This window comes from Nocardiopsis sp. KDC1DS13DA1, assembly GCF_055632325.1.
This window is the reverse complement of sequence record NZ_JBVMUY010000014.1, coordinates 284,033-306,700: the sequence shown is the minus strand read 5'-3', so window position 1 is coordinate 306,700 and position 22,668 is coordinate 284,033. Positions and strand designations below refer to the sequence as shown.

At 70.1% G+C, this 22,668-nt stretch carries 19 protein-coding genes and 1 riboswitch; of the genes, 5 read left to right on the top strand and 14 right to left on the bottom strand.

Annotation, left to right across the window (positions count from 1 at the left end; translation table 11 throughout):
* Window positions 1-76: 76 nt before the first annotated feature.
* From ACTVAJ_RS09710 to ACTVAJ_RS09685, 6 genes are all read right to left on the bottom strand, one after another.
* A complete protein-coding gene (locus ACTVAJ_RS09710; protein WP_470387744.1) occupies window positions 77-916 on the bottom strand; it encodes a helix-turn-helix domain-containing protein in 840 nt (279 codons plus the stop codon).
* Window positions 916-1,458, bottom strand: coding sequence for a DUF6879 family protein (locus tag ACTVAJ_RS09705; RefSeq protein ID WP_470387743.1), 543 nt, complete (start codon window positions 1,456-1,458; stop codon window positions 916-918). Before ACTVAJ_RS09705 ends, ACTVAJ_RS09710 begins: the two co-directional genes overlap by 1 nt.
* Window positions 1,445-1,645 (bottom strand): hypothetical protein, encoded by a 201-nt coding sequence (locus tag ACTVAJ_RS09700; protein WP_470387742.1) that lies wholly within the window; start codon window positions 1,643-1,645, stop codon window positions 1,445-1,447. Before ACTVAJ_RS09700 ends, ACTVAJ_RS09705 begins: the two co-directional genes overlap by 14 nt.
* A gap of 96 nt (window positions 1,646-1,741) precedes the next feature.
* Window positions 1,742-2,116 (bottom strand): hypothetical protein, encoded by a 375-nt coding sequence (locus ACTVAJ_RS09695; protein ID WP_470387741.1) that lies wholly within the window; start codon window positions 2,114-2,116, stop codon window positions 1,742-1,744.
* Window positions 2,113-2,607, bottom strand: a complete 495-nt coding sequence (locus tag ACTVAJ_RS09690) for an ATP-binding protein (RefSeq protein WP_470387740.1) — start codon at window positions 2,605-2,607, stop codon at window positions 2,113-2,115. Before ACTVAJ_RS09690 ends, ACTVAJ_RS09695 begins: the two co-directional genes overlap by 4 nt.
* A 68-nt stretch (window positions 2,608-2,675) precedes the next feature.
* Window positions 2,676-3,599: a helix-turn-helix domain-containing protein gene (locus tag ACTVAJ_RS09685; RefSeq protein WP_470387739.1), complete on the bottom strand. Its 924-nt coding sequence runs from the start codon at window positions 3,597-3,599 to the stop codon at window positions 2,676-2,678.
* Window positions 3,600-3,789: 190 nt separating this feature from the next.
* On the opposite strand from ACTVAJ_RS09685, the gene ACTVAJ_RS09680 reads away from it, so the two are divergent.
* On the top strand, window positions 3,790-4,650 hold the full coding sequence (locus tag ACTVAJ_RS09680; RefSeq protein ID WP_470387738.1) for a helix-turn-helix domain-containing protein: 861 nt from the start codon (window positions 3,790-3,792) through the stop codon (window positions 4,648-4,650).
* Window positions 4,647-4,910, top strand: coding sequence for a DUF397 domain-containing protein (locus ACTVAJ_RS09675; RefSeq protein WP_470387737.1), 264 nt, complete (start codon window positions 4,647-4,649; stop codon window positions 4,908-4,910). Before ACTVAJ_RS09680 ends, ACTVAJ_RS09675 begins: the two co-directional genes overlap by 4 nt.
* A gap of 88 nt (window positions 4,911-4,998) precedes the next feature.
* On the opposite strand, the gene ACTVAJ_RS09670 is transcribed toward ACTVAJ_RS09675, so the two are convergent.
* The 8 genes from ACTVAJ_RS09670 to ACTVAJ_RS09635 all read right to left on the bottom strand — a co-directional run bounded on the left by ACTVAJ_RS09670 (window position 4,999) and on the right by ACTVAJ_RS09635 (window position 16,175).
* The gene (locus ACTVAJ_RS09670) at window positions 4,999-5,943 is read right to left on the bottom strand and encodes an electron transfer flavoprotein subunit alpha/FixB family protein (protein ID WP_470387736.1); all 945 of its coding nucleotides are present in this window, start codon (window positions 5,941-5,943) and stop codon (window positions 4,999-5,001) included.
* A 33-nt stretch (window positions 5,944-5,976) separates the two neighbouring features.
* Window positions 5,977-6,756 carry an electron transfer flavoprotein subunit beta/FixA family protein gene (locus ACTVAJ_RS09665; protein WP_470387735.1) on the bottom strand — a complete coding sequence of 260 codons (780 nt, stop codon included), beginning with the start codon at window positions 6,754-6,756 and terminating at the stop codon, window positions 5,977-5,979.
* 487 nt (window positions 6,757-7,243) lie between these two features.
* Window positions 7,244-9,427 (bottom strand): protein kinase domain-containing protein, encoded by a 2,184-nt coding sequence (locus ACTVAJ_RS09660; protein ID WP_470387734.1) that lies wholly within the window; start codon window positions 9,425-9,427, stop codon window positions 7,244-7,246.
* A gap of 299 nt (window positions 9,428-9,726) precedes the next feature.
* Complete coding sequence (locus ACTVAJ_RS09655; protein ID WP_470387733.1) at window positions 9,727-10,518, bottom strand: enoyl-CoA hydratase/isomerase family protein; 792 nt, start codon at window positions 10,516-10,518, stop codon at window positions 9,727-9,729.
* A 112-nt stretch (window positions 10,519-10,630) separates the two neighbouring features.
* Entirely contained in the window at window positions 10,631-11,380 is a 750-nt protein-coding gene (locus ACTVAJ_RS09650) for an energy-coupling factor transporter transmembrane component T family protein (RefSeq protein ID WP_470387882.1), read from the bottom strand.
* A 47-nt stretch (window positions 11,381-11,427) separates the two neighbouring features.
* The gene (locus ACTVAJ_RS09645; RefSeq protein ID WP_470387732.1) at window positions 11,428-13,020 is read right to left on the bottom strand and encodes an ABC transporter ATP-binding protein; all 1,593 of its coding nucleotides are present in this window, start codon (window positions 13,018-13,020) and stop codon (window positions 11,428-11,430) included.
* A gap of 5 nt (window positions 13,021-13,025) precedes the next feature.
* Entirely contained in the window at window positions 13,026-13,637 is a 612-nt protein-coding gene (locus tag ACTVAJ_RS09640; protein WP_470387731.1) for an ECF transporter S component, read from the bottom strand.
* 104 nt (window positions 13,638-13,741) lie between these two features.
* Window positions 13,742-13,850: riboswitch (TPP riboswitch) on the bottom strand.
* Between the two features lie 195 nt (window positions 13,851-14,045).
* Window positions 14,046-16,175 (bottom strand): transglycosylase domain-containing protein, encoded by a 2,130-nt coding sequence (locus ACTVAJ_RS09635; RefSeq protein ID WP_470387730.1) that lies wholly within the window; start codon window positions 16,173-16,175, stop codon window positions 14,046-14,048.
* A 748-nt stretch (window positions 16,176-16,923) separates the two neighbouring features.
* On the opposite strand from ACTVAJ_RS09635, the gene ACTVAJ_RS09630 reads away from it, so the two are divergent.
* From ACTVAJ_RS09630 to ACTVAJ_RS09620, 3 genes are all read left to right on the top strand, one after another.
* A complete protein-coding gene (locus ACTVAJ_RS09630) occupies window positions 16,924-18,894 on the top strand; it encodes an alpha-1,4-glucan--maltose-1-phosphate maltosyltransferase (protein ID WP_470387729.1) in 1,971 nt (656 codons plus the stop codon).
* A gap of 95 nt (window positions 18,895-18,989) precedes the next feature.
* The gene (gene treS / locus ACTVAJ_RS09625; protein ID WP_470387728.1) at window positions 18,990-21,032 is read left to right on the top strand and encodes a maltose alpha-D-glucosyltransferase; all 2,043 of its coding nucleotides are present in this window, start codon (window positions 18,990-18,992) and stop codon (window positions 21,030-21,032) included.
* A gap of 1 nt (window position 21,033) precedes the next feature.
* Complete coding sequence (locus tag ACTVAJ_RS09620; protein WP_470387727.1) at window positions 21,034-22,443, top strand: maltokinase N-terminal cap-like domain-containing protein; 1,410 nt, start codon at window positions 21,034-21,036, stop codon at window positions 22,441-22,443.
* Window positions 22,444-22,668: the final 225 nt, after the last annotated feature.

Below are 22,668 nucleotides of genomic sequence, written 5' to 3'. Positions count from 1 at the left end.
CTCGGAAATTGACCAGGTCAAGGAATAGTCATAAATTCACTTGATGAGAGTCCGGAACGGGGGATGCGAGGACGCCTCAGGTGTGCTCTCGGGTCAGCTCCGCGAGGAAGGCGCGCGCCTCGTCGTCGTAGATCGCGGCGTCGGCGAAGCACTCGAACATTCGCAGGTGGAAGTCAACGTCCCTGGGGTCGGTCAGCACCCGATGCGTGGTGAAGTTCTCGACAGCGACTTCGCGGTCATCCCGGATGTCGAAGCCGTTGACGGGGATCTCAGGGACCTCGACCCGCCACGGAAGCACTCCCAGGCGCACGTTCGACAGAGTCGACAGGTTCGCCAGGCGGTCCATCTGCGCGGCCATCGTCGCAGAACCGCCCATCCGCCAACGCAGCGCTGCCTCGGTGACGACGAAGTGGAAGTTCCGGTCGGGCTGGAACAGCGCTGATTGACGGTCAAGCCGGGCCGCCGCAGCGCGCACAGCATCGACACCCGCACAGGACAAAGGTCGGCTGAACACCGCCCTGGCGTACTCGGCCGTCTGCAGCAGCCCCGGAATCGTGCTCGGTTCGAAGACTCGAAGGAGGGTGGTCGAGGACTCGATTCGCTTGATGCCCTGCTGTTCGTGCTCCAGTCCTCGCTTACGCAACATGCGCAGGGAGCGGTACCGGTCGTTCAACTCCTCGGCGCGATCCTCCAGAGCACGCCGTTCGTCGTCATCAGGTCGGTACAGATCGGCCAACAGCCGTACGTCCTCAGCGGATGGAGTAGCCTTCCCCGTTTCGATTTTGGAGATCTTGGACTGGCTCCAGCCCAGTCGCGCCGCTGCGGCGACCCCGGACATGCCAGAAGCCGTGCGGAGTCGGCGCAGGTGCTCCGCCAACTCCGCACGGTCGCGTTCGAACGATTCAAGTCTGGCCATCAGTCCCTGTGATATTGCGGATGGGCGCTCCAATACTCGTTGAAGGGTACGGCCTTCGCCATCGCGATGTCCCGCTGGGCACGGTAGTGGTCCAGGTTCGGCTGTTCCAGGAGCTCCTTGCCGAGGTACTCGCCGTCCTCTCGGTAGTCCATCCGCACCACACGGGTGTCGTCGAAGAACCAGAAGTCCTCGTCGACGAGCTCGTCAGGGCGGCCATGTTCGGTGGTGTCGAGGACGAAGATCTCTTCCCCCGCCTGAGAGGTGAAGGTGTACCCCCACTCCATCTCGTAGCGGAGGTAGTCCGTCAGGGGACTCCGCACGACATGGACTCGATAGCGCCGGATCCCCTGAGCCGTCTGGTCCTTGACTTCCTGCATGTACGGGGTGGTGGCCCCGATCCGCGGGCAGGGATCCCCAGCCAGATAGGACTCCAGGGTCGCGGCTTCCGAGACCGGGTTGTAGACGGGCAGGGTCTCCAACCGGAACACGCTCTTGGTCGCGCCGTCGAACAGCTCGTCGAACTGCTCGTCACTCAGATACAAGTCGGGCCTCCTTGAGCATGTCAGCGGGCACCTCGACAGCACTCTCGTCCTCGGAGAGGCCGAGCTGTGCCAGCACTTGGGGGTCGGTGATGACGTGGCCCTGGACGATCATGGTCCCGCGATCCGTCTCATAGACGGCCGGGCAGTTCTTGTTCTCGCACCCATCGGTGATCTTGCTCAGCTTCAAGGGAGGGGACTCCTCGTTCGAGAGCCTTGGCCAATTCAAGGGTATTCCTAGAATTTCTAGATGTAAAAGAATATCTGACGATTCTGCACCGTGCGGTCACAGCAACGCGAAGACGACCTGACTGAGCGTCACGCCCACGACGACCGCGAGGCAGTAGGACGCCGCGAGCCACCATGGCACCCCACGCTGTTTCCTGTGCCGCCCAGGTGACCCACAGCGTCGACCGTCGTCGCCACGCTCCGACCCGTCGGGCCGGTCCGCCGTGACGTTCATCCACGGTGGCAGGGGACCGTGTTCGAGGCGGTACTCGACCCGGGGGTTGCCCCGCATCTGATCCAGCATGGCCCTACCGCGCGGGCTGAACCACGGGTCCTCACCCCTCCTACGAACAGCAGCCCCGGGAGCGAACCTCCGGCCCCGGGGCGCGTCGAAGACGGTGCGCATCCGGGGGTTCAACGTCGCCGCGCTCATCGGATCGGCTCCGTCAGTGTGAACTGCGCCCACACGGCGGTGCCGAGGTCCGCGCAGAAGGGGAAGGGGACGACCGGGTAGGTGCCCCAAGCCGACGACAGCGTCTCGATCAGGAACAGGCCGCGCCCCCGGTCGGCCTCCTCCCACTCCCGATCCGTGCGCTGACTCGGGATCTTCGGGCTGCTCTCCCTCGTCCCGTCGTCCACGACCACCAAGCGCAGGGTCCACGGAGTGGGGGCGTACAGGGCGCGGAGGATCCGACCACCGTCCTCGCCGGAGCGGGAGTGCTCGGCGGCATTGGCGAAGGCCTCGCTGGCGCACAAGACGATGGTCTCGGTCAGGTTGGGCAGCTCTGCCAGATCCGTGCGCAGGTCGGCCCGGACTCGCGAGCACTGGGACAGGTCACCCGGATACTCACGTGCGGGCCACCGGTGCCCCTGGACGACGGGCAGCAGCGAGGTCAGGGTCCGCGGCTGTGGAACGATGAGCATGCTGGTATTTCCTTTTCTGCTGGCCACGCCCTGGGAGCGCATTCAACGTTCGCCAGGGCTTTCCTGCTTCAGCGGACGACGTGAACGCGACCACTCGCGCCCGTCGCCTCGGACGCCCGCTCCGACTCCGATGCCGCGTCCGGCTCCCCCACGAGACTCTCCAACAACTCCAGGGACTCCGTCCGGGACAGCGCCTCCCCCTTGAGCGCCTCGAAGAGGTCCGCGTACTCGGCGGTGTGGGTGGGATCGGTGATGAGCTGGCCCGGTCCGCAGGGCGCGGGCACGTACGCGACCAGTCGGTGCGGGCTGAACGAGAGCACCCGGAAGGGTCCGGAGCGGCAGGGGTGCAGCCGGGTGCCGTTCGGGATGACGTGGAGATTCACGTTGTCGAGGCTGACCATGCGGGCCAGGTGCTGGCGCTGTTCGCGCATGGTGCCGGGGGTGCCGATGTTCGCCCTGAGCGCCGACTCGTTCATGACCACGCAGAAGTAGGGCTGGATGCAGGAGTTGTACGACGAGACCCGGACACTCCGGAGCCGGTCCACCTCCGTGGCGGGGAGACTGGCCGCCAGCGGTCGGGCCGCCTCGCCCAAGGCGCGCGTGTAGTCCTCGGTCTGGAAGAACTCGGGGATGACCCCCGGGTTGAACTCGCGGATCTGGGCGGCGTCGCTCTGGAACGCTTCGACCGGCGCGCCCTCGGCCAGGTGGGACTGGATGACCGCCCGCGCCCAGGCGTCCAGCAGCACGCCGCCGCTGCCGATCGCGCGTTCAAGGTAGGCGACCAGGTGCCGGGCCGGGACGTAGTCGCCCGACTCGACACGCCGTACGGTGCCGCCGCAGCACACCTCCCGCTGGGTCAGGTCGTCCGGAGACAGGCCCGCACTCTCACGCGCCGCCCGCACCCGCTCTCCGAACCTGGCCCACTCCAACCTCTCCACACCCTGCTCACTCTTGGACGCGTTCGTCCGAACTTCGTCGGTTCCAGAGCGCACACGCACCATGCTTCCCCCTCAGTCCTGCCGACCACCAACAGATAGAATGAGTGAAGCATTTATTCTCATCGCATGCGAGCACTTCTGCGAGATTGACCTTACGAGACAGCTTCTTCTGGCCGGAAGGTAAGGAACCTGCGTCTTGGGCCTCGCTAGGCTCGCCGCATCACACCGCGAAGCAGGAGGTCTTGTGGGATCGAAACAGCCCACCGTAGCGGGACGCAACCTGGGCTCGGAGCTCCGGTCAATCCGCGTGGCTCGCAAGCTCAGCAGCACCGCCGTCGCGAAGCAGCTCGGGTGGCAGCAGTCCAAGATCTCCAAGATAGAAACCGGCAAACAGGGCATCACGCCCGCAGATGTCTCCGCCCTGCTCGTGGCCTACGGAGTCGTCGGCAACGAGCGAGAACAACTGATCGAAGCGGCGGAGAAGGTCGACGAACCTGGTCTGTGGGAGAAGCAGGACGCGATGTCGCGGGATTCTCGCACCCTCATCAGATTGGAGAGCGAGGCCACCGAGATCGTCAATCTGGAGCCGATCATCATCCCTGGGCTGCTCCAGACGCCGGACTACATCCGGGCGCTGATGAAGGCATGCGGCGTCGCGGACACTGATCTCGAAACCAGGGTTTCCGCCCGCATGGCACGCCAAGCACTCCTGACGCGAGATTCACCACCCCTTCTGGACTTCATCGTCGACGAGTCCGCACTTCGTCGCCCACTACTGCCAGTGCAAGGGATGTCCAGACAACTGCGGCACATCGTCGAAGCCGCTGAACGGCCCAACGTGTCCGTACGTGTACTTCCGTTCGATCTGGGCGGTCACCGCGGGCTCGATGGGTCGTTCATGCTCCTGGGCTTCGACAAGGCAAGGACCGTCGTCCACGTGGAGCACAAGATCTCCACGTTCTTCCTCGAGGATGAGCGGGAGATCGCCTTCTACCGCGAGGAGATCGATAGCCTGAGAGCAACTGCGATGAATCCTGACGAATCATCCGATTTCATTGCGGCCATCGCCCACGAACTCGGCTCCGGACAAGGACCACAGCTATGAACGCGCCATCCCATCACGAAGTCATCTGGCGCAAGAGCTCCTACAGCGGCAGGAACACCAACTGCGTTGAGGTCGCGCCGTCCCCTGTGTCCTTCCGGAAGTCCAGCCACTCACAGGGTGAGGCCGCCTGCGTCGAAGTCGCCGACCTGGCCTGGGGTGCGGCCATGCGCGACACGAAGCACCGCAACCTCGGCTTCCTCGCCTTCGACTCCGCCGAGTGGCACGCCTTCCTCGACACCACCAGGCGCGACACCCTCTGACCCCTCCCCCCCGCTCGCCCCTCCAGGCACACGAACGCCCGGCTGGGGGCACTCCCCCCTGGCCGGGCGTTCGGGAACCGCGCGCGAACTACTTGCGCTTGTTGATCTCCTCGGTCAGCGCCGGGGCGACCGTGTGCAGGTCGCCCACGACACCGAAGTCGGCGAGCTCGAAGATCGGCGCCTCGGGGTCCTTGTTGACCGCGACGATGTTCTTCGAGGTCTGCATGCCCGCACGGTGCTGGATGGCACCGGAGATGCCCAGCGCGATGTACAGGTTCGGGCTGACCGTCTTACCGGTCTGACCGACCTGGAACTGGTTCGGGTACCAGCCCGAGTCCACGGCGGCGCGGGAGGCACCCACGGCGGCGCCGAGCGAGTCGGCCAGGCCCTCCACCACGGAGAAGTCGTCCGAACCCACACCGCGGCCACCGGAGACCACGATCGCGGCCTCGGTGAGCTCCGGGCGGGCACCCTTCTCCTGCACGACGCGCTCGACGACCTTGGCGGTCCTGGCGGCGTCGGAGACGTCCACGGAGACCGCCTCCTCGGCGGCGGCACCGGCCGCGGCCTCGGCCGGGACGGAGTTCGGGCGGACCGCGATGACGGGAACGCCGGTCTTCACCCGGGCGTGCGTGACCGTGGCGCCACCGAAGATGCTGTGCTCGGCCACCAGCTCGGCGTTGACGTCCACGACGTCGGTGAGGACGCCCGACCCCAGCTTCACGGCGGTCCGACCGGCGACCTCCTTGTTCTCGGCGGTGGCCGAGACCAGGATCGCGGCGGCGGACTTCTCCTGCGCCAGCTTGGCCAGCAGCTCGGCCTTGGGAGCCACGACGTAGTCGTTCAGCTCGGCCGGAGCCACGTACACCTTCTCCGCACCGAACTCGGCCAGCGCGGCCTTGCCCGACTCGGCACCGTCACCGACCCACACCGCCGCGGGCTCGCCGATGCGGCGGGCCGCGGTCAGCAGCTCGGTGGTGACCTTCTTGACCTGTCCGTCGACGTGGTCGACGAGGACGAGGACCTCAGCCATAATCCTTGAACCTTCCTGAGTCTCTCGCCTGGCCTACACGAACTTCTTCTCGGCGAGGAAGTCGGCGATCTTCGCGCCGCCGTCGCCCTCGTCCTTGACGATCGTGCCCGCGGCGCGCGGCGGCGCGGCGGCGAAGTCGACGGTCTCGGTGGTGGCGTTCGCCAGGCCGACCCTGCCGGTGTCGATACCCGCGTCGGCGGCCGACTTCTTGTCGACCGGCTTCTTCTTCGCCTGCATGATGAGCTTGAAGGACGGGTAGCGCGGCTCGTTGATCTTCTCGACCACGGAGACGACCGCCGGGAGCTGGGCCTCGACGACGTCGTAGCCGTAGTCGGTCTGACGCTGGATCTTGATGGCGCCGCCGTCGACGTCGACCTTGCCCGCGAGCGTGAGCTGCGGCAGGCCGAGGTACTCGGCGAGCGCGGCGCCGATGACGCCCGTGCGCGCGTCGGTGGACTCGGAGCCGAGGACGACCAGGTCGTACTCGATGGTGCCCAGGGCCTGCGCGAGCGCGTAGGCGGTCTGGAGCGCGTCCGAGCCGTGGATGGCGTCGTCGTTGACGAAGACGGCCTTGTCCGCGCCCATGGACAGGGCCTTGCGGATGGAGTCCGTGGCCTGGTCGGGGCCCATCGTCAGGATGGTGACCTCGCCGCCGTGCTTCTCCTTGAGCAGGAGCGCCTCTTCGATGGCGTACTCGTCGAGCTCGTTGATGACGCCGTCGGACGCTGCTCGGTCGAGCGTCTTGTCATCGGCGTTGAGCTTCCGTTCGGTCGCCGTGTCCGGGACCTGCTTGACCAAAACGACAATCTTCATGGCCGGTGGCCGACCTCCCTGCACTCCATGATCCGCCGTGTGGCGGAGCGGACGCTGGCGCGCCCCGTACTGCCAACAATGCCGAATGCCGTTCGGTCATCCGACGGCGGGTCCGGCGTTCACGTCAACCCCGTCCCGCGGTGTGCTATACCCATATGTTACTGGCTAGTAGCTTCACAACCAACCCGCGCCCCCCGGATCGACTTAGGAATACCTCACCCGACCGGGAGCGCGGAGCCCGGGGGCCCGGAAAACCACGGCTCCACCAGGTCCGCCCTCGCGGCGATACCCCCGGTCGACGCCCTCGGCGCGGTACCCGCGCGGCGCCCCGACAGCCTGGCTCCCGTCCCCCACCTCCCACCATAGGCGGGCGCCTCCGCGCCGCCGCGACCGGCGTCCCGTGGAGGGCCCCGCCCCTACGACGGCGCCCTCCTCCCCCGCGGGGAGAAGGGCGTCCGGGGCGCGGGCGCGCCGGGGCCGTCCGGGCCTAGGAGAACCAGTCCGAGGGGCCGCCGAGCGGAGCCCAGCTGGGCGCGGCGGTCAGCCCGATGGACAGGATGAGCATCATCAGCAGGACCGTCGCGACGACCACGCCGATGTAGAGGTACAGGTTGGTGAACCGCGCGCGCTGGACCAGCCACACCGCCTGGTGGCGGGCGGAACGGCCGCTCGGCATGATGTAGCCCAGCAGCACCATCACGAAGACCGCGAACGCACCGGTCCAGTTGGCCCCCGCGCCCTCGGTCTCGAAGAACTGGGCGTAGACCATCCCGACCAGGATCCCGCCGATCAGGTAGATCAGGCAGAACCCGACCGTGCGCAGGAGCATCCGCCCCAGGGCCCAGGGGAAGCTCAACGCCACGACCATGGTGTCGGAGTCGCGCGGGCCGCGTGTCTGCAAGCGCCGCGCGTGCTCGGCCTTGACCACGTCCAGCGCCGACAGGATCGAGATCACCGCCACACCGAGGGCGAAGCCGAACCACGGGAACCAGAGCGCGACACCGGCCAGCGCCACCATGATCGGGATGAGCGTCAGCGGGTGCATCCGCCATCCGGGGTGGTCGTCGTACTCGTCGTCGTACTCGTCCTCCCCGCCCCGGAAGTAGTCGCCCAGGCGGTCGCTGCGACCGCTCCGGAACCGGCCCAGCAGGCCGCCGCGCTCCTCCTCGTAGTCGCCGTAGTCGTCCCCGTCGAACTCCTGCGTCTGGCGGTGGGAGCGCCCGTCGCGCTCGACCGGCGTCAGGATGTCCCCGAAGTCGCCCTGGCTCAGGGGCGTGTTGAAGAACTGCGTCTGCGGCGCGTCGTTCTCCGGCGCCTCGTAGGTCGTCGTGCGGTTCTCGACCGGCCGGTGCTCCTGCGGGGGCATCATCATGGTCCCCTGCGGGTCTCCCGCGACCGGGTCGAGCATCTGCGTTCCCTGCACGTCATCGCGATCGGGCAGGTCGTCGGGCCGGATCCGCTGGGTCCCCTGGACCCCGCCGGAGGCGTGCGCGGCCTCCTCATGCGGCTCACGGCCGGCGGAGGCCGGCCCCGACAGGTCGTCCGTGGCGTCGTCGGCGTCGTCGCGGCCACGCACGGGCTCGACGGGCTCCGTCCAGGAACTCGCGGTCGACGGCTGCGAGCCGCCGCCGACGGTGTGCGAGGGACTCCACCCGCCCTCGCCCCGGGCCGCGCGGTTGGCGAGGTAGTCCGCGGCCCCTCCGGCAGCGGCACCCGCCGCACCGGCCGCCGCGGCTCCGCCCAGGCCGCCGCCCGGGTCCCCGAGGTCGTCCACGGGCGCGTTGTACACGGTGTGGTTGCCGGTCAGACCGGTGGATCCGACACCCGTCTCCTCGGTCCAGGGCAGGTCCAGGTTGAGCTGTCCGGTCCGCTCGACCAGCTCCGCGGCGTTGGGACGGCGGGCCATGTCCCGGGAGACCGCGGCGGCGACCAGCGGGCGCAGCGCCTCGTGCGTCCCGTCCATGTCGATCTCGCCGTTGAGGATGCGGAAGAAGATGACCTCGAAGGACCCCGCGCCGTAGGGCGGCCGCCCGGTGGAGGCGAAGGCGACCGTTCCGCCCCAGGCGTGGATGTCGGTGGCCGGGCCCAGGTCGGTCCCCTCGATGACCTCGGGCGACAGGTAGCTGGGCGTCCCGACGAAGGTGCCGGTCTGGGTCAGCTTGGCCCCGTCGACCGCGTGCGCGATACCGAAGTCGATGACGATCGGCTCACCGTTGGAGATGATCACGTTGCCGGGCTTGAGGTCCCGGTGGATCACGTCCACGGCGTGGATGTCCTTGATCGCCCGGGCGAGCCCGGCGACGAAGCGCGTCAGCGCCCGGCCGCGCAGCGGACCGTGGTCGGTGACCGTCGCGTCCAGTGTGGGTCCGGGAATGTACTCCGTGACGACCCACGGCAGCTCGGCCTGGGTGTCCGCGTCGATGACCTCGGCCACGTTGGGGCTCTGCACCCGGCGCATGGTCTCGACCTCGCGCGCGAGGCGGGCGCGGGCGATGTGGTCACCCGCGACCTCGGGCTTGAGAACCTTCACCGCGACGAACTGATCGGTCCGGGGGTCCTCGGCCTGGTACACCACGCCCATGCCGCCCTGCCCGATGCGGCGACGGATCACGTAGTGGCCGATGCGCTCCGGCAGCTCCTCACCCGTGGGGAAACCTGCCGACATTGCCATCGAGAACTCATCCCCTCAAAAGACCGCATTCCGCCTCGTCCAGCCTATCGGTCGGGGGGATGGGTCGTCGTTGGCTCGTGGACCCGTCCAGGGCCCGTGTGGTCTTTTCGCTACCGCCGGGGTGTGGGGGCTCCGGCGCTCCGCCCCACGGTCCGTCGCCGGAGGGGACCACCACGAGTATGACGGAAGATCAGCGCGATCGGTTCCCGTCCGATCCCCGGTCCCCGGCCGGGGCGACGGCACCGGACGTGCTCCGGTGACCGCCGCCCGCGCGCCGGGGCACGGGCGGCGACGCGCCGTCAGCGCCCCGAGAACTCGGCCTTGCCCGGACCCCGCTCGATGAAGCTGCGCATGCCGCTCTTCTGGTCCTCGGTCGCGAACAACCCGGCGAAGTGCAGGCGCTCGATCTCCAGGCCGCTGTCCAGGTCGGTCTCCAGCCCCCGGTCGACGGTCTCCTTGGCGGCGGCCAGGGCCACCGCCGGGCCCTCGGAGTAACGGGAGACCCTGGCCACGGCCGCGGAGTAGACCTCCTCGTCCGCGACGACCTCGTCCACCAGGCCGATCTCCAGGGCCTCGTCGGCCCGTACGTGGCGGCCGGTGAAGATGAGGTCCTTGGCCTTGGCCGGGCCGATCAGGCGCGGCAGGCGCTGGGTGCCGCCCGCCCCCGGGATGACGCCGAGCGTGATCTCGGGCAGGCCCAGCTTCGCCTTGGCCCCGGCGACCCGGAAGTCCGCGGCCAGCGCGAGCTCGCAGCCGCCGCCGAGCGCGTAACCGCTCACGGCCGCCACGACCGGCTTGGGGATGCGGGCCACGGCGGTCAGGGCGTTCTGGAGGCCGCGCGAGTACTCCAGCATCTGGGCGTGGGTGAGATGCGCCATCTCCTTGATGTCGGCACCTGCCACGAAGGCGCGCTCCCCGCCGTAGAGCACCACGGAGCGCACGGCGGCGTCCGTGGACACCGCGGCCGCGGCCTCCGCGATCTCGCCGGTCACCTTCGCGTTCAGCGCGTTGAGCGCCTTGGGCCGGTCCACCCTGATCACGGCGACCGCCGGGTGCTCCTGGTCGGTCTCCACGCGCACGAACTCGCCCACGGGTTCCACCTCATTCGTTCGACGACGATGTCTCGGGGCCGGGGCGCGTCCAGCGGACACCTGCTCCGCTGCGCGGCGCCCCGGCGGTTACTTGGACTACCTATCACCCGGGTCAGGAGAAGAGCAGCACCAGGGTCCCCAGAGATCCGGAGACCGCGTACGCGGCCACGAGCAGCGCGGGCGCGGCCACCAGCAGCGCCGTGTCCGCGCGGCGCCAGTGGCTGGTCCTGGCCCGGGAGCGGGGGCCGGTACCGAACGCGCGCGCGTCCATGGCGGTGGCCAGCAGCGTTCCGGTCCGGATCGAACGCACCAGCAACGCGAACAACCGACCGAAGAACAGCGGAACCGCCCGGAGCGGATTGCGTCCGGCCTCCAGTCCGCGCGCCCGCCGCGCCAGGCTGATGGTGCGCCACTGGTGGGCGAGCAGCGGGATGAGCCGCAGGGCCGCCAGCACGCCCATCGCGGGCCGCTCCGGCAGGCGCAGCCGCTGGACGAGTCCGTCCGACATCTCGGTGGGGTCGCTGCTGGCCGCGGCCAGCAGCCCCGGCAGGGCGATCGCCAAAAGCCGGACCGCGGCGCCCACCGCCCCCTCCGCGCCGTGCTCGCCGTACAGGTAGTTGACCAGCCCGCTGGACAGGCCCATGAGGAGGAAGGGGCCGCCCAGGACGAGGAGGGTGCGCCGGTCGATCCCGCTGAAGGGCACCGACAGCAGCACCACGGCCAGCACGACGCCTCCGGTGACCGCGTCCACGGCGGGCACCAGCCCCAGGGCGAGGATCAGGGCGGCCAGGAGCTTGGCCGCCGGGTTGAGTCCCGTCATCCAGTACCGGGCGCCGCCGTCCTCGGGCACGTCCAGGGTCATCGCGTCGCCGTCCGCGCCGCGCGCAGGGCCGACCTCACGTCCGGCGCTCACTCGCTGCCCCCTTCCCGTTCGGCACCGACCCGCGGCGCGTCCGTCCCCGGAGGACGGCCGCCGGACACGGTGGTACGCACCCTCCCGCCGGCCACGAGCACGCGCGTGTCGGTCAGGTGCCGCAGCAGCAGTTCGTCGTGGGTGGCCATGAGCACGGACCGCCCCTCGGCCCGCAGGGCCCCCAGCAGCTCCACGAGCTCCGTCCACGTCCGCGTGTCCTGGCCGAAGGTCGGCTCGTCCAGGGCCAGGACGTCCGGGGCGTGCGCGGGACCGGAGCTGAGCGCGGTGGCCACCGACAGGCGGCGTTTCTCCCCGCCGGAGAGCGTGTAGGGGTGCACGTCGGCGAGCCTGGTCAGGCGCAGCCGCTCCAGCAGCTCGTCGACCCACGTGTCGGCCGCGCCCCGCTCCATGCCCGCCCGCAGCGGGGCGAACAGCAGCTCCTCGCGGACCGTGGGCGTGACGAACTGGTCCTCGGCGTGCTGGAAGACCGTACCCACGTGCCGTGCCAGGCGGCGGGCGGGCCAGCGCCGCAGCGGACGCCGGTCGGCCTCGGCCAGCGGACCGCGCGGGAGCACCGCGCCGCGGTACGGCCTGCTCAGCCCCGCCAGCATCATCAGCAGCGTCGACTTGCCGGCGCCGTTGGGTCCGGTCAGCGCCGTGGCGGTCCCGGCCGTCACGGACAGGTCGACCCCCGACAGCACCGTGCGCGGCGCCGCCGAGCGCGCGCCCAGTTCGAACGGGGTGCGCGCGGTGACGCCGACCGCCTCCAGCAGGGGGGAGCCGCCTGCCCCCGGGGGCAGGTCCGGTTCGGGCTCCTCACCGGGGATCCACACCCCCTGGTCGGCCAGGGATCGGCCGTGCTCGGCGAAGACCTCGCCGGGCTCGCCGTCCGCGATCACCCCGCCGCCCGGCTCCAGGACCACGACCCGGTCCACCAGGTCCACGACGTCGGCCACCCGGTGCTCGACCAGGACGAGCGTCGCCTCGGTCTCGGCCAGGAGCCGCTGGAGGACACCGCGCACCAGCGCGGCGCCGTCGGGGTCGAGGTTGGCGGTGGGCTCGTCCAGGAGCAGCAGTCGCGGGCGCATCGCCAGGGCCCCCGCGATGACCAGGCGCTGCTTCTCGCCGCCGGACAGGGCTCCGGTCGAGTGGCGCCGTCCGTAGGGGAAGCCCACCTCGTCGAGGGAGGCGTCGACGCGCGGCCAGATCAGGCCGGGGTCCACACCGAGGTTCTCCAGGCCGAAGGCGACGTCGTCCCCGGCCCGCGCCATCACCAGCTGCGTCTCGGGGTCCTGGCTGACCAGTCCGACCAGGCCGCGCCGCCGGTCGGCGGGTTCGCCGTCCACCAGCAGGGTGCCCTCCTGGTCGCCGCTGATGGCGCTGTCGGGGCCGGTGAGCCCCGCGAGGGAGTGCAGCAGGGTCGACTTGCCCGCCCCGGAGGCGCCCAGGAGGAGGACGCGTTCGCCGGGTTCGATGGTCAGATCGACACCGCGCAGGGCGTGGGAGTCCCGGCCGGAGTGCTGCCAGCCCCAGCCGGAGAGCTCGACGCGCGCGCCGGGCCCTCCAGCCGGGTGGAGGCGCTCACCCATCCCGCTCAGCCCTTGGCCGACGGGAAGGGGGCCAGCGCGCCGGTCCTGGCGAGCGCGGTGGTGATCAGGCGGGCGCCGACTCCGGCGATGACGGCGGCGCTGACGATGACGATGGCGCCGTAGGCGAGCTTGAACTCGATCGGCCAGGCGACGTTGTAGGTGATGTTGTCACGGATGGCGGGGGAGATACCGGCGACGGCGGCGGCGAGGACGGCCACACCCATGCCCCAACGGCGGTAGCCGAAGGCCAGGAAGACCAGCTCGGGCAGGATGCCCTGGAGGGCGCCGTCGAGGATGACCATGATCCCCCACTGGGTGCCCAGCACGGCCGAGACGGAGGCGGCGGCGATCGAGGTGAGGAGGGCGGCGCCGGGCTTGCGGATGATGAGGCCGCCCAGGACCCCGGAGATCAGCCACATGCCGTAGACGACCGCCTGCCCGGGCGGGAAGCCCACGAACAGCGGGGTCGTGACGGTCCACACGATGTTCCACAGCCAGAAGACGACGCCGATCGCGACGCCGATGACGGCGGCGACCACGATGTCGACCGTCCGCCAGCCGCGGATCCCGCTGACGAGGCCCTGCTTGTATCCGGTCCAGCCGGTGTCGGTGCTCATTCCTGTCCCTTCGTCGGGTGACGAGGGGCCATGCGGCCAAGAGCGTCCCGGCGGGCGTGCCGCGCGCACCGTGCGAACACCGGTGCGCGGGAGACACGCCACCGGTGACGGTTCCTACGACTTCCTTCGCTGGCATTACCCAGATCAGGTGTGTAAGGGTCTGCGGCGACGGTGCCGCACTCTCAGCGCTCATGCGCTCCCCTGTCGGTTGTGCACCATTATGCGACACATACTGCCTGGTAGTGACACGCACCACCCGGCTCGTGGCGTCAGCCGACCTCGCCGGGCCCACCCACCGTCTCCGGCGGCCGTCCGGATCCCCGGCCGCCACGGCGTTCCCGGCTCCGACGGCAGCGGGTACCGTGCCGCGGGCGTCCGTTGAGGACGTGACGGGCCCAAGCCCACGGCCTACCCGTCACCGTCCTCTCCGTCCTCCTCCTCGTCCCCGTCGCCGGAGGCCTCGGCGTCAGGGTCGCCGAACGCCGCGGGCGAGGCCGCGAACCCCTCCGCCGGGAGCGACGCCGTCGCCCCGCTCATCGTGTCCCGCCAGATCGGACCGGGCACGGTTCCGCCGTAGACGATCCCGTAGTACCGACCGCCGATGGTCACCCCCTGGAGCGGGTGGCGCTCACCGCCCCGCACGTCTCCGACCGCCACCGCCGCGGCCAGGTTCGGCGTGTACCCCGCGAACCACGCGTAGGCGGCCCCGTCGGTCGTGCCCGTCTTGCCCGCGGCCGGACGCCCGATACCGAGACCGCCCGCCGTGCCTCCGTTGAACGGCTCCTGGAGCAGGTGGTTCACCCCGTCGGCCACCCGCTGGCCGACCGTGCGCTCGCACGCGGCCTCGACCGGGATCTCCTCGTGGCCCTCCTCCCCCGGTCGGCCGACGACCACGGCGCCGACCGGTACCGGGGCGCAGTGCACGCCCCGGGCGGCGAACGTGGCGTAGGCGGCGGCCAGGGTGAGCGGGGAGACCTCCTGGTCCCCCAGGGTGAACGAACTCCACACCCCCAGCGGCTGCCCGTCGGCGCGGTGGACACCCGCGCGCTCGGCCATCGTCGCGGTCTCGCACAGCCCCACCCGGCGCTGGAGCTGCGCGAAGTAGGTGTTCACCGACCCCCGGGTCGCGGTGACCATGGTGTGCGTGCCCGAGTTGCTCTCGCCCGCGTTGCGCACGCTCCACGGTTCCATCCGGGCGCCGTCGCAGTTCGTCAGACCGCTGATCGTCTTGTTTCCGGGCGACCGAAAACTGGTCCCGTAACCCATGCCCTCGTCGAGCGCGGCGGCGAGGGTGAACGTCTTGAACGTCGACCCGGCCTGGTAACCGGTGGTCCCGCCGTCACGCCGGTCGACCGCGAGGTTGATGGCGGTCGTCCCCGGATCGTTCTCGTCGAAGCCGTACCGCAGGTTCTGGGCGAGCGCCCTCACCTGCCCGGTACCGGGTTCGACGAGCGCCTGGGCGGCGAAGCGCGTGGACCCGTCGTGGGGCACGTGGCGGTCGACCGCCTCCTGGGCCGCCTCCTGCATGTCCGCGTCCAACGTGGTCCGGACGGTCAGTCCGCCCTGGCGCAGCACGCGCAGCCGTTCCTGCTCGGTGTCGCCGAGCACGTCCGTGCGCCGCAGCCAGCGCATGACGTAGTCGCAGAAGAACGGGTACTCGCTGTGGTAGCAGCTCCCGCCGCGCGGTGTCGGATCCAGGCCGAGGTCCCGGGCCGCGTACCGGTCCGCCTCCTCCCGGCTCAGCTCCCCCACGGCCACCATCCGGCCCAGGACCAGGTCGCGCCGCCCCCGGGCGGCCTCGGGGTTGGTCAGCGGATCGTAGTACGACGGTGCCCGCACCAGCCCGACCAGCAGCGCGGCCTGCGCCGGGTCGAGGTCGGCGGCGGGGACGGAGAAGTACCGCCGCGCGCCCATCTCGATCCCGTGCGCGCCGGCGCCGAAGTAGGCGAGGTTGAGGTAGCCCTCCAGGATCTCGTCCTTGGTCAGCCGCCGTTCCAGGCCGATCGCGTACCGGAGCTCGACCAGCTTGCGGGCGAGGCTCCGCTCGCTCGCCCTGGCGGCCTCCCCCTCGTTGTCCGCCGTCTCGATGAGCAGGTTCTTCACGTACTGCTGGGTGATGGTGGAGCCGCCCTGCGTGTGACCCATGGAGGTGAGCACGGCCGCGCGCAGGACACCCTGCGGGTCGAAGCCGTGGTGCTCGTGGAAGCGGTCGTCCTCGACCGCGAGCAGTGCCGCGGGAACCCACGGGCTGATCTCGTCGAGCGGGACCACCTCGCGCTCACGCTCGGCGATCTCGGCGAACGGCCGACCGTCGGTGTCGGTGAGCACGACCCGCTCCGACAGACGGGGCACCTCCAGGTCGTCGGGCATCGCCATGAAGAGGGCGGCGGTGTCGCGACCGACGATCCCCGCCGGCCCGACCCACGGCAGCACCAGGGCGGCCACCAACAGGCCGGCCACCACCGCGACCCCGACCAGCCGTGCGAGAGCGCGCGCTCCCTCCACGCGCGATGCTGCCCTCCGGATCGACCCCGTCACGTCGCCCCCTCACGCCGTGTGGCGCCCGCCCCCGCTCGGCGGGGGACGGGTACTGCGCCGACCACCCTCCCAAGGGACCCGCAAAGGGAGGACCGGCATCCAGGGCGTGTCCCAGAAAAGCTTCCCCAATCCATGGCAAAGCTCCCATATCGAACATCAGAGACACATCATCGCAATCTCCGCAACACCCGGGAAGCACAAGTGAAAAGACTCGATATCAAGAGAGATCACGCGCAGAGCGGCCCGGCATCACGAACGAACCGAATCCGATGCACGCGCTTTCAGGGGGACACGCCGGACTCCTGGGGATGTCCGGAATGCGAGCCGACAAACCAGGGACGCATTCGATCATCCCTACCCAGCACGACGCGGAGCGCAACACGACCGTGGAGTTTTCCGACTTTTCTCCAGAGAACCATGCGAAACACCCACAGAGACCCCTGCATCGACTGTTGCGCTATGCACTGTTTGCGAAGTTTGCCCAGGTGAAACCCGCCAAATACCAGGCATGCCTCCGAACGACCAGTGTGACGAGGATCACAGAAATTATCCGGCCCCGACACTCCGCCAAACCCCACAGGAGGGCAGACGATAGACAGCGGAGGGCACCGAAGCCGCAATCCGGACAGTTTTGCCCGGCCTCTTCGTTAACGCTGCCTTTCCTCGTATTAACTGCACGTTATTTCGATCTCAAACCCAGCCTCCCGCAGTCCACAACGCCCGAACCACGACAATTACGGTGTAGCCAGTGATCGGACGCCTGCCCATACTTGACATCTCTCCGGACAACGATCTCGGACCCGTGAAAGCCGTTCCAGGTGAACGCTTCACCGTGGCGGCGACGGTCGTCCGCGAGGGGCACGACTCCCTCGCCGCGGGCGTCGTCCTCCACTCACCCGAGGGCCGCCGCGAGGCACTCGTGCCCATGCGCGAACACGCCCCCGGCACCGATCGCCACGAGGCCGAGATCAGCCTGCCCACCGAGGGCGGCTGGGCCTTCTCCGTCGAGGCGTGGACCGAGCCCTTCACCACCTGGCACCGGGCGGCCCAGGTCAAACTCCCCCTGGACCAGGACACCGACCTGGTGCTGGAGGAGGGCGCGCGCATCCTCGCCCGCGCCGCCCGCCGCGTCCCCCGCACACCCGCGCTGGCCAGGGCCGCGAAGGTCCTGCGCGACACCTCGCTGCCGCCCCTGGAGCGCCTCGCCTCCGCCGTGACACCCGAGGTCCTCGCCTGGATGGCCGACCACCCCGTCCGCGAACTCGTCACCCGCTCCAGGCGGACCCGGGTCGTCGTGCACCGCGAACGCGCGCTCTTCGGCTCCTGGTACGAGTTCTTCCCCCGGTCCGAGGGCGCGCAGGTCGACACCGCCCCCGGGCACGAGCGCTCGGGCACCTTCGCCAGCGCCGCCAAGCGACTGCCCGCCATCGCCGACATGGGCTTCGACGTGGTCTACCTGCCGCCGATCCACCCGGTGGGCGGCACACACCGCAAGGGCGCGAACAACGCGCTGACCGCGCAGCCCGGCGAACCCGGTTCGGTCTGGGCGGTCGGTTCGGCCGACGGAGGGCACGACGCCGTCCACCCCGATCTGGGCACCCTCGCCGACTTCGACGCGTTCGTCGCCGAGGCGGCCGAGCACGGCATGGAGATCGCCCTGGACCTGGCGTTGCAGTGCTCTCCCGACCACCCCTGGGTCACCGAGCACCCCGAGTGGTTCACCCACCGCGCCGACGGCTCCATCGCCCACGCCGAGAACCCGCCCAAGAAGTACCAGGACATCTACCCGCTCTGCTTCGACACCGACCCCGACGGCCTGTACACCGAGATCCTGCGCGTCGTGCGGCACTGGATCGACCACGGCGTGCGGATCTTCCGGGTCGACAACCCGCACACCAAACCGGTCGCCTTCTGGGAGCGCCTGCTCGCGGACGTCGCCCGCGAGCACCCCGACGTCCTCTTCCTGGCCGAGGCCTTCACCCGCCCGGCCATGCTCCGGACCCTGGCCAAGGTGGGCTTCCACCAGTCCTACACCTACTTCACCTGGCGCAACGGCAAGGAGGAGCTCCAGGGCTACCTCACCGAGCTCAGCCAGGAGACGGCCCACTACCTGCGGCCCAACCTCTTCGCCAACACACCCGACATCCTGCACGCCTACCTCCAGCACGGCGGGCGGCCCGCCTTCGCCGTCCGCGCGGTCCTGGCGTCACTGCTCTCGCCGACCTGGGGGATCTACTCCGGGTTCGAACTGTGCGAGAACACGCCCGCCGCCCCCGGCAGCGAGGAGTACCTGGACTCGGAGAAGTACCAGTACCGCCCCCGCGACTGGGCCGCCGCGGAGGCCGCCGGAACCACCCTGAGCGGGCTGATCAGCACACTCAACCGGCTCCGCCGCGAGCACCCGGCCCTGCGTGAACTGCGCAACCTGCGCTTCCACCACGTCGACCGCCCGGAGCTGCTCTGCTTCTCCAAGCACCGACCCGGTGAGCGCCCCGGAGACCCCGACGACCTGGTCGTCACGGTCGTCAACCTCGACCCGCACCACACCCGCGAGGCGACGGTGCACCTGGACCTGCCGTCCATCGGCCGCACCTGGGAGGAGGAACTCACGGTGACCGACGCGCTGTCCGGCCGCACCCACGTCTGGGGCGCGGACAACTACGTCCGCCTCGACCCGGCGATCGCCCCCGCGCACGTCTTCACCACCACCGGCAGATAGCGGCCCCGGACGCAGGGGGGTCGGCCGCCGCGCCGGCCCCCGGTCCGGAACGCCCCGTGATCAGATGTCGAACCTTTCTTGGTGGGGAGCAGTTGATGAGCACAGACGAGCCCGGACCCGGCGGAGACGCCCAGCACGGTCCGCTCGCCCCAGCCACCGGGGCCGCCACCGGCCCGCTCATGTCCTCGGGCGGTACCGGTGACCCCCACTGGTACAAGCACGCCGTCTTCTACGAGGTACTCGCCCGCGGTTTCTTCGACTCCAACGGCGACGGGACCGGAGATCTGGCCGGCCTGGTACAGAAACTGGACTACCTCCAGTGGCTCGGCATCGACTGCGTCTGGCTGCTGCCGATGTACCAGTCGCCGCTGCGCGACGGCGGATACGACATCTCGGACTACTTCACGATCCTCCCGGAGTTCGGCACCACGGCCGACTTCGTGGAACTCCTCGACGAGGCGCACCGGCGCGGCATCCGCGTCATCACCGACCTGGTCATGAACCACACCAGCGACCGGCACCCGTGGTTCCAGGCCTCCCGCACCGACCCCGACGGACCCTACGGCGACTTCTACGTGTGGTCGGACACCGACGACCGCTACGACGAGGCGCGCATCATCTTCGTCGACACCGAGACGTCCAACTGGACCTACGACGAGGTCCGCGGCCAGTACTACTGGCACCGCTTCTTCTCCCACCAGCCCGACCTCAACTTCGAGAACCCGGCGGTCCAGGAGGCGATCCTGGAGGTCCTTCGCTACTGGCTCGACCTGGGCATCGACGGCTTCCGCCTGGACGCGGTGCCCTACCTGTACGAGCGCGAGGGCACCAACTGCGAGAACCTGAAGGAGACCCACGAGTTCCTCAAACGGGTGCGCTCCGAGGTGGACCGCCTCTACCCCGACCGCGTCCTGCTGAGCGAGGCCAACCAGTGGCCGTCCGACGTCGTCGACTACTTCGGCGACTTCGGGTCCGGCGGCGACGAGTGCCACATGAACTTCCACTTCCCGCTCATGCCGCGGATGTTCATGGCGGTGCGCCAGGAGCAGCGCTTCCCGATCTCGGAGATCCTCGCCCAGACACCGCCGATCCCACGCAACTGCCAGTGGGCGATCTTCCTGCGCAACCACGACGAGCTGACCCTGGAGATGGTCACCGACGAGGAGCGCGACTACATGTACTCCGAGTACGCCAAGGAACCCCGCATGCGCGCCAACGTGGGGATCCGCAGGCGGCTCGCCCCGCTGCTGGACAACGACCGCGACCAGATCGAACTGTTCACCGCCCTGCTGCTCTCGCTGCCCGGCTCGCCCGTCCTGTACTACGGCGACGAGATCGGTATGGGCGACAACATCTGGCTCGGCGACCGCGACGCGGTACGCACGCCCATGCAGTGGAGTTCGGACCGCAACGCCGGTTTCTCCCGGGGTGACCCCGCCAGGCTCTACCTGCCGCTGATCATGGACCCGGTCTACGGCTACCAGGCGCTCAACGTCGAGTCCCAGCGCGACAACCCCGGCTCGCTGCTGCACTGGACCCGGCGCATGATCCAGATCCGCAAGCGCCACCCCGTGTTCGGTACCGGTGAGTTCACCGAACTCAACGCCACCAACCCGAGCATCCTGGCGTTCATCCGCGAGCACGGCGACGACCGGATGCTGTGCGTCAACAACCTCTCCCGGTTCCCGCAGCCGGTGGAGCTGGACCTGTCCCAGTACACCGGGGTCAGCCCGGTGGAGTGCGTCGGCGGCGTGCGGTTCCCGGAGATCGGGGAGCTCCCGTACCTGCTCACCCTGCCCGGGCACGGCTTCTACTGGTTCCAGCTGCCCGCCGAGACCTCGGCGGTGCCGGACGGGAGAGACCACGACGGTGTGCCGTCCTACGGTCTGCCCGCAGCCGGAATCCGTGTCCGGGCCACCGACGGCGCCCCGGCCGGACGGACGGTCCCCGACCGGCGGGCGGGACACCACACCACAGTCACCACGACGCCCAGTACTCCGGCGGGTCGTGTCTCCGCGCGCCACGGGGGTGCCGCCGACGCTCCCGCGTGGGCCGCCGCCCCCGTCACGGGTCCCCCGGACCCGGTCGCGGAGCGCTCCGACAGGGGTGGCGGCGGGAAGGGAAACAGGCCGAGCTGACATGTCGAAACTCGAAGAACTCCTGGCCGCCTGGCTGCCCCGGCAACGGTGGTTCTCCGGGAAGGGCGTCCCCATCCACGACCTGCGCGTCGCGAGCAGGCACACCCTGGTGTCCGCACGCGGAGACGGCCCCGGCCTGGACGTGGTCGTCGTCGAGGCGGAGCAGCGCGGCCTCCGTTCCCGCTACCAGGTGCTGCTGGGCTCACGGACGCCGCGCTCCCTGCCCGGGGAACTGGCCGCCGAGACCATCGGCGTGTGCCGCGTGACGGGCGGGCGCCCGCGCGCGGTCTACGACGCCTCGCACGACCGGGAGTTGACCGCGGTCCTGCTCGAACGGTTCGCCGCCCCGACCTGTCCCGGAAACAGGGGCGGGGTCCGGTTCCGGACGCTTCCCGGGGCCCCGATCCGGGTCGGCGCGCACGGCCGGGTCCTCACCGGTGAGCAGTCCAACACGTCCCTGGTCTTCGGGGAGGACTACGTCCTGAAGACCTTCCGCCGACTCTGGCCGGGGCACAACCCCGACCTGGAACTGACCATGGCGCTGACCGGCTCACCGTACGTCGCGCGCACGTGCGGCTGGATCGAGGCGGATCTGCCCGGCCACCAGGAGCCCACCACACTGGCGATGCTCCAGTCCTACGTCCCGCAGGCCACGGACGGCTGGGTGCTGGCCACCAGGAACGTCAGGGCACTGGTGGGCGGCTCCCCCGCCGACGGTGAGAACGCGTTCACCGGGGAGGCCGAGCGGTTGGGCCGGACCACGGCCGAGGTACACGGCTCCCTGGCACGGGCACTGCCCACGGACGTGCTGTCGGCGACCTCGGTCTCCGAGCTCGCCGAGGCGATGATCGAACGCCTGGCCGTGGCCAGCGGGGAGGTACCGGAACTGGCGGAGTACGCGCCGCGGGTGATGGCGGCCTACACCGACTTCGCCCGGTCGGACGAGCCGCTGCCGGTCCAGCGCATCCACGGCGACTACCACCTGGGGCAGGTGATCCGCACGGCGTCCGGATGGGTGCTGTTGGACTTCGAGGGCGAACCCACGGTGTCCGTGCGGGAGCGCCAGCGGCTGACCAGTCCCCTGCGGGACGTGGCCGGGATGCTCCGCTCCTTCGACTACGCCGCCGGCTACCTGCTCGTCCGGCACCCGGACGACCCCGGGTTGGAGTGGGCCGCCCGCTCCTGGGCCCGGAACAACAGGGCCGCGTTCTGCGCGGGGTACGCCGACGCGGGCGGCCTCGACCCGGACGAACACCTCACCGCGCTGCGGGCCTTCGAGTTCGACAAGGCCGTGTACGAGGTGCTGTACGAGGCGCGGAACCGGCCCGACTGGCTGCGGGTACCACTCGACTCCATCGCCGCGGCCGTCTCGGCCGACGCGGCGGCCGCCGCACCGCCCGTGCCCGGCTGATCCGGGCGCGGGCCCCTTCGGTGTCCGTACCGAAGGGGACCGGTATCCGCACGGCGACCGGCCGCCACCCCGCTCCGGGGTGGCGGCCCCGCGCGGTGCCACCCACCCGACCGACCACCACGACCACGACGGAGCCGTCTTGACCACGCCCCGCAGGCAACCGCGCCCGCGCACCCGACCGACCACCACCGCCCAGGCCGAGGGCGGCCGAGGCCCCACGACCGC